The 12,186-nt window shown below is 64.8% G+C and carries 12 protein-coding genes; 2 read left to right on the forward strand and 10 right to left on the reverse strand.

What is annotated here, in order from left to right; all coding sequences use genetic code 11:
- Window position 1 precedes the first annotated feature (1 nt).
- From A7G45_RS23720 to A7G45_RS23740, 5 genes are all read right to left on the reverse strand, one after another.
- Complete coding sequence (locus tag A7G45_RS23720; RefSeq protein ID WP_260940644.1) at window positions 2-1,099, reverse strand: metallophosphoesterase; 1,098 nt, start codon at window positions 1,097-1,099, stop codon at window positions 2-4.
- Complete coding sequence (locus tag A7G45_RS23725) at window positions 1,096-1,923, reverse strand: ABC transporter permease (RefSeq protein ID WP_051954691.1); 828 nt, start codon at window positions 1,921-1,923, stop codon at window positions 1,096-1,098. The genes A7G45_RS23720 and A7G45_RS23725 overlap by 4 nt, the downstream gene beginning before the upstream one ends.
- Before the next feature lie 4 nt (window positions 1,924-1,927).
- Window positions 1,928-2,665: an ABC transporter ATP-binding protein gene (locus tag A7G45_RS23730; RefSeq protein WP_276555600.1), complete on the reverse strand. Its 738-nt coding sequence runs from the start codon at window positions 2,663-2,665 to the stop codon at window positions 1,928-1,930.
- A 68-nt stretch (window positions 2,666-2,733) separates the two neighbouring features.
- Complete coding sequence (locus A7G45_RS23735) at window positions 2,734-3,762, reverse strand: ABC transporter substrate-binding protein (RefSeq protein WP_043392610.1); 1,029 nt, start codon at window positions 3,760-3,762, stop codon at window positions 2,734-2,736.
- A gap of 40 nt (window positions 3,763-3,802) precedes the next feature.
- The gene (locus tag A7G45_RS23740) at window positions 3,803-6,139 is read right to left on the reverse strand and encodes a CehA/McbA family metallohydrolase domain-containing protein (protein WP_260940648.1); all 2,337 of its coding nucleotides are present in this window, start codon (window positions 6,137-6,139) and stop codon (window positions 3,803-3,805) included.
- Window positions 6,140-6,216: 77 nt separating this feature from the next.
- Between A7G45_RS23740 and A7G45_RS23745 the strand changes: the two genes are divergently transcribed.
- On the forward strand, window positions 6,217-7,113 hold the full coding sequence (locus A7G45_RS23745) for a LysR family transcriptional regulator (protein ID WP_260940650.1): 897 nt from the start codon (window positions 6,217-6,219) through the stop codon (window positions 7,111-7,113).
- Here A7G45_RS23745 and A7G45_RS23750 read toward each other — a convergent pair.
- Entirely contained in the window at window positions 7,110-7,304 is a 195-nt protein-coding gene (locus A7G45_RS23750; RefSeq protein ID WP_260940652.1) for a hypothetical protein, read from the reverse strand. The two genes, A7G45_RS23745 and A7G45_RS23750, sit on opposite strands and share 4 nt — an antisense overlap.
- Before the next feature lie 447 nt (window positions 7,305-7,751).
- Here A7G45_RS23750 and A7G45_RS23755 point away from each other — a divergent pair, with 447 nt between their 5' ends.
- The gene (locus A7G45_RS23755) at window positions 7,752-8,912 is read left to right on the forward strand and encodes a BTAD domain-containing putative transcriptional regulator (protein ID WP_260940653.1); all 1,161 of its coding nucleotides are present in this window, start codon (window positions 7,752-7,754) and stop codon (window positions 8,910-8,912) included.
- Window positions 8,913-8,914: 2 nt separating this feature from the next.
- On the opposite strand, the gene A7G45_RS23760 is transcribed toward A7G45_RS23755, so the two are convergent.
- Genes A7G45_RS23760 through A7G45_RS23775 form a run of 4 tightly spaced genes read right to left on the reverse strand, consistent with a single transcriptional unit; the run spans window position 8,915 to window position 12,176 of the window.
- A complete protein-coding gene (locus A7G45_RS23760; RefSeq protein ID WP_260940655.1) occupies window positions 8,915-9,721 on the reverse strand; it encodes a hypothetical protein in 807 nt (268 codons plus the stop codon).
- Window positions 9,711-10,301 (reverse strand): Rv1363c family protein, encoded by a 591-nt coding sequence (locus tag A7G45_RS23765; protein ID WP_260940657.1) that lies wholly within the window; start codon window positions 10,299-10,301, stop codon window positions 9,711-9,713. Before A7G45_RS23765 ends, A7G45_RS23760 begins: the two co-directional genes overlap by 11 nt.
- Complete coding sequence (locus A7G45_RS23770) at window positions 10,298-10,942, reverse strand: Rv1363c family protein (RefSeq protein ID WP_260940658.1); 645 nt, start codon at window positions 10,940-10,942, stop codon at window positions 10,298-10,300. The genes A7G45_RS23765 and A7G45_RS23770 overlap by 4 nt, the downstream gene beginning before the upstream one ends.
- A gap of 25 nt (window positions 10,943-10,967) precedes the next feature.
- Window positions 10,968-12,176, reverse strand: coding sequence for an MlaD family protein (locus A7G45_RS23775; protein WP_234711399.1), 1,209 nt, complete (start codon window positions 12,174-12,176; stop codon window positions 10,968-10,970).
- Between the last annotated feature and the right edge of the window lie 10 nt (window positions 12,177-12,186).

A 12,186-nucleotide genomic window follows, 5' to 3' on the forward strand; every position in this document is an offset into this window, starting at 1 on the left:
GCTACACCGAAGCGGGCGTCCAGCGAAACGGCATCCTGAGCCCAATGGTCTTCTCCGCCTTGTCATACCAGCCCTGCGGCGCGTACTGATCAGAGTGCAGATAGCACTGCACGCGCACTGCTGAACTGCCGGGAGTGAATGTCAGCAGTCTGCTCAGCGGCAGCGTCGTGATCGGCATGTGATGCCGACTCAGTGACGCGACGTTGAGAAACCATGTCCCCCAACGCTGTTCGATATGACTCTTGCCGCCGAAATTGTCGTCGGGGTGGGTATGGGTGTGACCGGCGATCCACAGTTGCACCCGGCCCGGATGCTCGGCCAAGAACTGTTCGAACGCACCGGAATCAGGCTGACTGTCCACCCAGTACAGATACGACGCCGCTTGCGGCGTGCCCTGCTGGAACGGCCGGTGGTAATGCTCCGCCAGTTGGCCGTCAGCATCGCGACGGACGCCCTCCCACTCCCCCGACGCCACCGTGGTGTCCTTGAGCACGTAGTGGTGCACCGTCACGATGATCGCGTCAGGATTGGTCAGCACCATGTGCTTCCACCAGCGGAACGTTTCGCCGCTGACCACACCCCCTGGATTGCCACCCAATGTGCCACGACCGACGGCCTGCGTCGGCTCGTTACGGTCGCTCAGCATGAGGAACAACAGATTCCCCACCCGAAACGAGTAGTGCTGCCAGGTCCCGGCTACCGGATAGCGTCGAAGTGCGGCATCGACACCGGAAAACTCCGTGTGCTGCCCCAGCGGGTCGATCCACTTCTGCCACCACCATGCCTCGGGTTCGTCCAAGCCACTGCGGTCGTGGTTCCCGCACACGCTGTAGACGTCCTCGCGGCGGTGGCGACGCAAACTCCCGAACTGCCGTCGGAGCTCACGCCCTTCCTCGTCGTCCGGTAGATGGTGGTGGGCACCGGACATGTCGCCGACGTCGACGGCGATGTCCCAGTCAAACGCCGCGCCACCGTCAGGCCCACCGAACTCGGACTGCGAAATCGCCTCGGCCAGACTGTCTCTGCCGAATCTACGATCAGTACCCACATGAGCGTCGCCAAAGGCCCAGAGGCGGAACGGGTGTACTCCGCCGGTCATTCGCGGTCACCGTCGACCAGGCCCCAATAGCGTCGGATCTGGCTGTCCGCCACGCCGAAGATCGAGTCGACGACGATGCCGATCAACAGAACGACAATCATGACCGAGATCGCCAGCGGCATGTCACTCATGTTCTGTGCGTTCTCCAGCAGAACCCCGATCGATGCGGTTCCAGCGACCATCACCACGAGCTCACCCGCCATGAGGCTGCGCCACGCGAACGCCCAACCTTGTCGCAATCCACTGATGAATGTCGGCAGCGACGCCGGCAGGATGACGTGGCGGTACAGCGCGAAGTTCCTCAGTCCCATGGTTTTTGCCGCACGCAACTGGAGCGGCGGAATGAGATCGGCGCCCGAGATCACGCCGAGCGCCACCGACGGAGCGGCGCCGATGACGATCACGAACAGGATTGCCGACGTGTTCAGACCGAAGAAGATGATCGCGAAGGGAAACCACGCGATGGCCGGCATGGTCTGCAGACCGGTGATGAGCGGACCGAAGGTATTGCGCAGCAGTTTGTTTCGGGACAGGATGCCGCCGATGACAGCGCCGAGGAGCAGGGACAGCCCAAAGCCGACGAGCGCCCGCCCCATCGTCGTCGAAACTGCCTCCCACAGCGCAGCGTCGTGCAGCTGCCGCCACAGCGTGACACCGACTGTCGCGGGGCTGGGCAAGACCACCGAAGACTTCCAACCGCTCAGATAGACGAGCTGCCACGCACCCAACACGACCAGCAGCGCCAGCGCTTTCGCCCACACCGATGCCACCAACGGCCGCAACCGAACCGAGTTGCGGCGTGATGACCGAGGCGTCGTGGTCACTGTGCTACTGACCACGACGACCGTTTCCTTCCTCATGCAGCCGGGCGGTGATGTGCGCGGCCAACTCCGCGACGTCCGCGGTATTGATCTGACGAGGGCGGGGTACCGGGACGGGAAATTCTTCGACGATGCGACCTGGACGGGAACCCAGCAGAATCACCCGGTCCGCCAGGCGAACGGCCTCCCGCACGTTGTGAGTCACGAAAACGACGGTCAATCCGCGTGATTCGACGATCCGCTCAAGTTCCTCGTGCAGCAGGTCACGGGTCAGCGCATCCAGCGCACCGAAGGGCTCGTCCATCAGCAGCACGTCGGCGTCCTGAGCGAGCGCGCGGGCCAGGGCAACCCGCTGCCGCATCCCGCCGGACAACTGATGTGGACGCTTGTCCGCGAAATCACTCAATCCGACTGTGGCCAGCAGTCGTGCCACGCGTTCACGACGCACACCCCGCGGTACCGCGCGTGCCTTCAGGGCCAGATCGACGTTGGCTGCGGCAGTCAGCCACGGGAACAACGCCGGCTCCTGGAACATCAACGCGACCCGGCGGCCATAGTTCTCGACCGTTCCGCTCGAGGGTGCATCCAGACCGGCGATGATCGACAGCAGCGTGCTCTTGCCGCAACCGGAACTACCCACCAGACAGACGAATTCGCCCTCGGCGACGGTCAGACTGATGGTGTCCAAGGCCGCTACCGCCGTGCGGCCCTTTCCGTAGCGCTTGGTCACCTCGGCAAGTTCCAACGCCAGCCGCGGTGCCGGAGGCGGCGGAGGAACTGTCACGAGGAACTCACCGGGCTGCGCGCAGCGGGTCACGCCGCTACCGCCGGCTTGCCCGCCGCGGAGAGCACCGCGTTGAGCGGAGCCGGATCGAACAGACCATTGATGTCGAGCGGCTGCAACAGACCGATTGCGACGGCCTTGCTCACCTGGTCACGCAACGACGCGATCCCGGGATCGTTGGAGAACGTCGTCTCCTTGAACGACTCCGTCAAGACGCCCGGATCCAGGCCCTTGCCAAGGACTTTCGCAAGCGCGGCGTTGGCGGACTGGGCCGCTGATGCGGAATCCGCGGCAATCTTGTCGTTGGCCTGGACCTGGCCGCGCAACAGCCCCGCCACGGCGTCTGGATGTGCCGCGAGAAAGTCCTGGCGCACGACGAGCACGGTGATGGTGTTCGGGTCCGACCACAGCCGCACGCCGCCGGCCTTGATCATCTGAATATCGAACGGCGCGGAATCCAGCGCGCCGGCGATCTGCTTGCTGACGAACTGCTGGACGATGGCCGATTCGGGGTTGGTCGGCTTGACCGATACATCACCCCCGCCTTGCGTGTTGGTCTGCAATCCGTTCTTCGCAAGCCAGTCTCGGAGACTGACGTCCTGGGTGCCGCCGAGCGCCGGGTCGGCGACCGTCTTGCCCCTGAGATCCTGGGCTGAGGTGATGCCCGGTTGTACGACCATCGAGGTACCTCCACTCGCGGCTCCCGAAATGAGCTTGATGGCTTGGCCCTTCGATTTCTGCCAGGCGTTGAAGGCGGGATTGGGCCCCACATAGGCCGCGTCGAGATGGCCGGACAACAACGCCGTGATCTCCTCGGTCCCGGCGCTGAACGGTTGCGCGGTGAAGGTGATTCCGGGCCCGAGTTCCCGGGCGAACAATCCGTCATTGATGCCGACGAGCGCCGGCGCGTGCGTGATGCGAGTCAGGTAGCCCAGTCGCAGGGGCACGGGCGCAGACGACGCCGACTGGGTCGATGGCGAGCATCCGGTCACCGCCGCGATGGCGCCTACCGCAGCACCCAGCGCAATCAGCTTGGTGAGATATCGATGAGAGAACACAGTTTTCCTTGGTTTCGGACGAGCAGGGTGGGGTGCAATGTCAGGCCGTCGCCGGACATCGCGGCTGGCCGCTCGAACGAGTGACGAACAGCGGACTGGTCCAAACCTGATGGCCGTCCGACTGCGTGGCGCGCACGTACGTCGCGCTGGTGCCCTGCGGCAGATCGAGGACGAGGTCGCCGGTCACCGTGGTGGGGAGCGCTGAGAACTCAGCCACGCGTTCAGCACGTACCCGTAAGTTGAGGCCTCCCACGGCGGTTTCAACATGACCATCGCGGATCAGCTCAGCGCCCGAGAATTCGCGGTCGACGTCGAGGTCATCCTCATGCGCCGAGGCCTGGAGGTGGAAGCGAGCCGTAGCGAGATCGGCCAACCGGACGACGATGCCGATATCCGAGCCGTACGTCGTGGTCCGCCAGTTCACCGTGTCACCGGAAAACTCGAACGATTGCTCAGGATGTGTTGCTGCCCATGGTGTTACGTTCGACACTTCGGTTCCTGCGACCCGCAGCTGACCCGACCAGGTCGCCCACCGGTAGCGATCGCGGTGACGCGCTCCACCCCACCGGATCCGAACGAGCTCGTTCGACAACCCGGTCTCGGCATGCAGATCGCGCTGCCAGACTCGCCCGTCGCTGTCATAGATTGCGATCTCGTCCCAGCCCGCAGTTCCATAGAGCGCGTAGTTGACGCTCAATTCGTCTGCTTCCGTGTCGATCTCGTCGCCCATCCAGGCATCCCCGCTGCGCAACAGCGCCACCGCGCGCGCTCCGGTGGTGGCCCAGGTCCGGCGCGCACGCAAACCGCGGCCCACCTCCGCGTTGGTCAGCGCCGGCGCAAGAACCCCAGTGAGACCGCCGAATCCGCCGAAGATGTTCGCTCCTGGTGCGCCGCCGCCGGGTCGGCCACGGTGTTCGTCACTGGCCGCACTGGCACCCAGGCGAAGTCCGCGGGCCAGTGCATCTTCCAGGAACCACGGGCTGCTGCCCCAGGTCGAGTGCACCTCGATCAGCCGTTCCAGCTCGGGGTGGTGCCAGTCCAGGATCGCGCGCCGGCCACCCACGTGCGGAATCAGCAGATAGGAATCCGGGTCCTTTTCGTACGCGGCGTAAAGCTCTGTGATGGGCCAGGTTTGGGGCGTCGGCACGGTGCTCGCCATCCCCTGGTGCCACTCCAGCGAACGCGCGAGCGTGGTGTCCTCGCCGAGAAAGACGACGTTGTGATCGCCGCCGACACCTGCGGTGCCGCACCATTCGACGCCCGGGAAGCAGACGAGACTGCCCTCGTTCGAGATGGCCCGGCAGGCGGCGACCACGTCGATCCAGGCATCGTCAGTGATCTGAAAATCGTTGGCGGTGTAGCCCACAACGTCGAGTGCCCCGATATCGCGGGCATAGCGCAGGTTCCAGTCGGTGTCCTGGGTGCCGACGGTGTCGTTGGAATGCACGTGCAGGTCGCAGAAGAAGCCACGGGGTCCGGGCAGATCGTCGACAACGTCGAGCCTGGTCTCCCCTGGCGATACATCCGCCTCGGTGTCAGCGAGGACCCGGATGTGCGCAGCGCGCGCGGGCATCGCGAGAGACGCGCTCGCCCAACCGGTGTGCGGCGTGCTCGCCCGGGCCACGGTGGTGCCGTCAACCTGGGCCCACAGTTCGGTGGCGATACCCGCGCAGGTATTTCCCCAGCGGTCCTGCAAGTGTGCGCGCAGGGTCACCGCCTCGCTGTCGCTGCGCACGACGCGCGGGCCGTGGACGACCACGCGCTCCGGTGCACCGGGCACCACGGCGAGCCGATTGACGCCGGCGCGGGCCATTCGCGAGGTCCCCAACGGATCGACGAACAGATGGACCTCGAACTCGTCCTCGACGAAGGTCTGCGTGCGGGTACCGGGACCTCCGAATCGCCGGTCCCCCAGCCGGATCTCGATCACATCACCGGGACGCAGGTAGCCGTCGACGGCGTGGATCAGCAGCGACTTCTGGAACGGCCGCTCACCGCCCTTGACGTCGTAGCGAACGGCCAACTGCTGCACCGTGGCGGCGCCTGCCTCGGACGCACGTCCTACCAGTGACCGGCTGACCAGCTCTGCGCTCGCGTAGTCGCGCGCGGCAGGATCGGTGGTCTGCAGGTCCCAGTCGGAGTAATAGCGGAAGCACAGTTTGAGCCAGCCGCTGTCGGCGATACCCGACCGCCCGACGGTGTAGGTGAAGACGATTTCTTCCAGTGCGCCGGCGACCACCGTGGCGTGTGAGCACTGCAGGTCGCCGAGGAAAGGCAGCTCGTCGAATTCGGCGGTGATGGCGTCCCGCACTGCTGCCACCGAGCAGTCATTGCTAGCCAATGGACCTTGGGGACGAAGCGGAATCGCACGCGACATCGACCCATCCTCTCGGCTACTCACCTAGGAGTCCAACGAATAGATATGATGCGATTGATCACTGAAAGTGAAGAATGATGAATCTGCAGCAGTTGCACTATGTGGTTGCCCTGGCCGAGGCCAAGAGCTTCACGAAGGCCGCCGAAAGTTCCTTCGTCGTGCAATCGGCGCTCAGCCAGCAGGTCCGGAAGTTCGAGGAAGAGCTCGGCGTGACACTCTTCGAACGCACGACGCGGTCGGTCTCGCTGACCCCGGCGGGCGAGGCACTCCTGCCGCTGATGCACCAGGTGGTCGCCGGACTCGACCAGATCAAAGTCGATGCCCAAGCACTCAGCGGCATCGTCACCGGACGCCTCACGGTCGGCATGATGGAGGTCCCCTCCGAAAGCCTTGACGTCGCAACGCTGATGGCGACATTCCACTCCCGCTACCCCGATGTCAGCGTGACGCTGCGCAGTGGTGGCAGCGACGTGCTGCTGACCGCCACCCGCGACCGCAAGCTGGACGCGGCCATCGTCGGCTCCAACGTCTCCAGGGCAGCCGATCAGCTGAGTTTCACGCACCTGTTCACCGAGTCGTTGATCGCGGTCATCCCCTGCGATCACCCGTTGGCCGAACACCGAACGGTATCGGTCACCGAGCTCGCGGCATTGCCGTTCATCGACTTTCCGCCCGGATACGGCCTGCGCCACGAAACCGACCGAGGATTCGCCGAGGTACCGCGACGCGTGGCCTTCGAAGTCACCCGCGTCGATGAAGTTGTCCACTTCGTTCGTCAGAACCTCGGCGTGGCACTGCTGCCCGAATCGGTGGCCCGCACCCGCGCCGACACCGACGCGAGCCTGGCGCTGCGTCCCGTCACCGGTGTCGAGATGCAGCGCCGGGTGCATCTCGTCGCACCGCAGCCGCACCTGCGTTCGGCGGCGTGCCAGGCGTTCATTGCCTGCGTCCACGAACACCTGGCGTCGCACTAATCGAGGTCGGTGACCGAAAAGTACTCCCGCACAGCAGCTTCGAGCACCTGCACCGCAGTGACCATGGTGTCGATGCCGATACTCTCGTCATAGACCGCCCAACCGTCGTCGCCGGGGCCGAAGGTGACCGCGGGTATGACGACGTGGCGAAAGCGGATCGTGTCGTTGAACGCCGCACCGCGGCCTCCCAACCGACCACCACGGCGATCAGGCTCAGGACGGGCAATGCCGCCAGCAGCGTGGCGCGGGCCACCTCACGGCGATCGCGTCGGTGGCGTTCGGCAGTGACCGCGTCGCGCGGACGAACTACTGTGGGCGCGCTGCTCGAGCGGAGCGCGCCAGAACCGCGTGCGGGTGCCGATACCATCCATCTTCCCTTGCAGGCCTGCGTAACGGCCCGCAACGTAACACTCACGATCGGCCAAATCGGGTGTGTCCCAGACGTCGCGACATCGTCCACGCTGCGGCAGCGCCACCGACGGGACCCGTTCCGACCTGCAGGAAGTCAGCGGTCCAGGCACTTCCATGCGATGTTTCGAATCGTTCTGATCCGATGGCGTCAGCGGGCTCCGTACGGTGCCGCGGTTGTGTGCCTGATTCGCCCGGCCTGAGTCAGCTGGGTATGGAACGCTTTATCCGTGCGACACGAAATCCAGTTCGGTGTGCTGGGTCCACTGCAGGTGAGCGTCGGGTCCACACCGATTCAGGTTGGCACGCCAAAACAGCGCGCGGTGCTCGCCATGTTGATCGCGAACGCCAACCGCGCGGTCAGCGCCGCTGATCTGATCACAGCCATTTGGGCAGACGAACCGCCGGCTGCCGCACGGATCTCGGTGAGTGCGTACGTGTCGAATCTGCGCCGCATCATCACCCAGGCCGGCGTCGACGCGCACGCCGTCGTGTCCACCGCACCCAATGGCTACCGACTCGAAATCACCACCGAACAAAGTGATCTGGCGCGGTTCGCCGCTGAGCAACAAGCCGGGATCAACGCCGTGGCCGCCGGACACTTCGAATCGGCCAGCACTCACCTCACCGCCGCACTGCGTCAATGGCGTGGCCCCGTCCTCGACGACCTCCGCGACTTTGCGTTCACCGATATGTTGCGCAGTGAGTTGGCCGAGGACAAGATCCTGGCGCACACCGCACGCGCCCAAGCCGAAATCGCCTGCGGCCGCGCTCATACCATCGTTCGGGAGCTCGAAACCCTGGTCGGCGAGCATCCCTACCGCGAACCGCTGTGGGCTCAGCTGGTCACGGCCTACTACCTCACCGACCGCCAATCCGATGCGCTGGACACCTATCACCGGCTCAAGACCGCGTTGTCCGAGGACCTCGGCATCGACCCCGCGCCGGCGCTGCGCACCTTGTATGAACAAATCCTGCGACAGGAACCGCTCGACGTACAACGAAATGCGCAGGCCGCCGCCCAGACGATCATCGCCTTCGAACCCGACGCGACCACCCTGATAAGCCGTGTCACCGCTGTCCTACGCGACGTGCGTGATCACGTTCATCAACTCAAGGGGTCGGCCACCCGCATCGGACGGCATCCCGACAATGACCTCGTCGTGCCCGACGACAAGGTGAGCCGGCACCATGCCGTCATCAACAACGCCGACACCACTCACATCATCACCGACCTCGGGTCCGCCAACGGAGTCCATGTCAACGGCGAACGGATCCGCGCCACGGCTGAACTCCACGACGGCGACACCATTCGAATCGGTGGTCAGCTGTTCGTCTTTGAGACCTGCCCGCCCGCCACGGCGGAGGCCGGCGACCGGTCTGAGACCTGACCTCAGCCGCCGTACTGCGGCTTCAGCTGACCGGCCAATGCGGCCAGCGGAATGTTGGCCACGACGGTGCCGCCGTCCATGGACCAGACGCGTTGGCCCGGAGGAGTGGGCTCTTCGCGCATCATGGGTTGATCGGGCATGTAGAGCCGCAATGAATCGCCGGTGAGCGCGAACGCGCGATAGTTGCCTGAGTAGCCGGGGCCGGCTCTGTCCGGCTGGAATTCGGGCACCGTGAAGGGGTAGGTGCCCGGCGTATGCGGCGGCGGTACCACGTCGAGGATCGGCGGCAGGATCGGCGCCGCGGCCGCTGAAACCGCTTGATTGGCATTGACTCCCGGCCGGAACAGGTCCGGAAGATACAGCCGCTGTCCGGTATTCATGTTGAAGACGAACGACCGGTAGGCGTTGTTGGCCTGGACACCGAACGGCTCGAAAATCTCGTGGACCACCACCGACTGAACTCCCCCGGGTCCGGGAATGATCTCGTAGTCGGCGCGGGCGCTGCTGTCGCGCGGCGTGGTGTTGCCGGTGTTGCGCCAGCCGTTGAACAGCCGCGTGTAGTAATCACGCAGCACCGGCCCGGCAGTCGGGTTGTCGATCAACTCGACCGGAACCCGCAGTGACAGCAGCATTTCCGCTTCGCGCTGGGACTTGACCACCGCGGTGCAGGCGCCGCCGTCCCACACGGCGCCCAGTTGGGCGCAGAAGCCGTCGACCGCTGCGTGGGCAGCCGGCAGACCTGTAAAACACGTCGTAGCGACGACTGTTGCACCTAAGGCGGCGAGGGCCGCCCGGACCCTAGTTGCCACGCTTACCGCCCGCTCCAGCGAGCATCACGTCGGCTGCGAGCCATCGATCCCCCACCTTTCGCATCGTCATGGACACGCTGACGTAGTCGGTCTTCTTGTCTTTCACCGCGGCGCTGGTGACGTCCTGCTTCACGGTCAGGAGCACGTCGACATCTCCACCGCGGACGGCCTTGACTGCCGCGTCGTCAACGACACCCGTTGTGCTGACCTTGTTGTCGATCAACATCTTTCGCATGGTCGCGGCGGCCTTGCTATAAGTGTCTTTGAACTTGCCCGTGGCACCGCCGAGAACATCGGCGAAGTTCTTGTCGATCGTGTTCTGATCGGTAGTGGTCAGGAGAACGGCATAGCTGCGTGCCGCATCCAGCGCCCCCGCAGCTTCGGCGTCGCGCTGGTGCTGGGCGAAAACCAGCCACCCCGTGGTGCCGGCCGCCGCGGTCAGTGCGATCACCACGGCCACGACAGCCCAACAGATCGAGCGACGAATGGTGTAGGTCTTGGGTCCGGTGGGCTCGGGTTGCGCCTCTTCGGAATCCACGCGTTCGACGTCTTCGGGCACGTCAGCTTCCTTGGTAGTCACAGGATTTCAACCTTGCTGGCCAGCCACCGGTCGCCGTTGCGCTCCATGGTCATGTCGATGCGGTTGCGGTCGATACGCGGGCTCGGGTTGTTCGCGTTGGTGATCGATTGGTCGACGAACAGCAGCACCTCGACCTTGTCGGGTGTCGCCGACTTCACCGCCGCAGCGACGACGATGCCCGTCCCCGATGCCTTGTTGTCGATCAGCACCTGCCGCAACTGATTGGCGCCCTGGCTGTACGCATCCTTGAACTCGCCGGTGGCACCGTCGAGCGATTTGCGGTAGTTCTCGTCAATGTTCTTGGCGTCCAACGTCGTCAGCACCACGGCATAGTCCTTGGCCGCCTGCAACCCGGCCTCACTCGCTTCGGTGAGCCGGTACTGCTCGTACTGCCGCCAACCCAGAAATCCCAGCGCCGCAACCAACACCGTGAACAGCAACGCGCACACCAGCGCGGCCAGACCGACCCGCCGCTTCGATGTCGCTGCGGCCGATTCCGTGGCCTCGGCGGCCGCATCCGCCTCCGGCACCTCGGCAGCCTCGGCATCAGGCTCGACCGACAAATCGGTCGCCTCGGCGGCTTCGGTCTCCGTGTCCTGCACCTGCTCGAAGACGTCCGCACTGGCAGTTCGTTTACTCATCACTTCTCGCGTATCTCGTGGCCCATCAGTTCGGCAGAGGCACCGGCATGACTGGACCTCCGTATGGGGTGTCAATGGTGTAGCCCGGGTAGTGCGGGGTCTTGTCGGTCACCGCGTGGGGGTCGTATCCCGGCGGCGGGCCGGCAGTGTCGTCACCCGGTGGCCGCGGCGCATTACGGGCGCCACGAACCAACAGCGATGGATCCTTGTCCTCACAGTAGGTGTACTTGTACGGCTCTGGGAAACTCGCATCCGATGGGGAGTGACGCGGCAGGTCGTAGTCGCACCGGTACTTCGGATAGATGTCACCCAGCGCCCAAATCCCGCCGTCGTGGACCATGGCGGAGAACCGGTCGATGAACGGATCGCGGTCCGGCCGCCAGATGTACTCCAGCGCAGGAATGCGCTGATAGATGATCTGCGACACCGTGGTCAGGTTCCCGAGGATCTGCACCACATTCTGGCGGTTGTCAGCGATGAGGTTGTCCAGCGTGGCCAACTGCGGCTCACCCCGCTCCACCAACGTGCGGAAGCCGCCGTCCATCTTGTTCACGCCACCCAGCACCGCCTCCAGGCTCTTGGTCGTCGCCTGCAAGCCCGGGCGGACGGCGGCGACAGTGCCGAACACCACCCGGGTGCTGCGGATCATGCTCGTGGTCTCCGGCAGCACTGAGTCGACGGTGTTCGCGAGCAAGCTGGCGCCGTCGAGGATCGCGGCGAGCTTGCGCGGGCCGTCCTTGGTCACATGCAGCTCGTTGAACATCTTGCCGAGCTTGTCTGCGTCCAACTGCGCCAGCGCGCCGCGGCTGTGGTCGATGATGTGCGGCAGCGTCACCGGAATGCTGGCTTGCTTGCCCGAAATAACCGCACCGTCAGCCAAATACGGTCCATTGCCACTGTCGGGACGGAAGTCCAGGTACTGCTCACCCGCCGCGGACAGACCCGACACCCGCACCGGCGAGTCTTTCGGGATGCGGGCAGACGCGTCAATGGACGCGACCGCCTCGACACCGTTGTTGGTGAGATTGACCGCTGATACCCGGCCGATCGGGATGCCACGCAGCGTGACGTCTTGATTGGTCAGCAGCCCACCGGATTCGGGCAGCAAGATCCGCACCGCGATGGTCCGGTGCAACGGGTTGAACCGCAGGCCATCGATCGCGATGTAGGCGAAGGCCACCACCGCGGTCAGTGCCAGGCCAACCAGCGCCAGCAAGATCTTGCGACTGGCCACTGCCTTGACA

This window comes from Mycolicibacterium llatzerense (genome assembly GCF_025331195.1).
GTDB lineage: Bacteria > Actinomycetota > Actinomycetes > Mycobacteriales > Mycobacteriaceae > Mycobacterium > Mycobacterium llatzerense.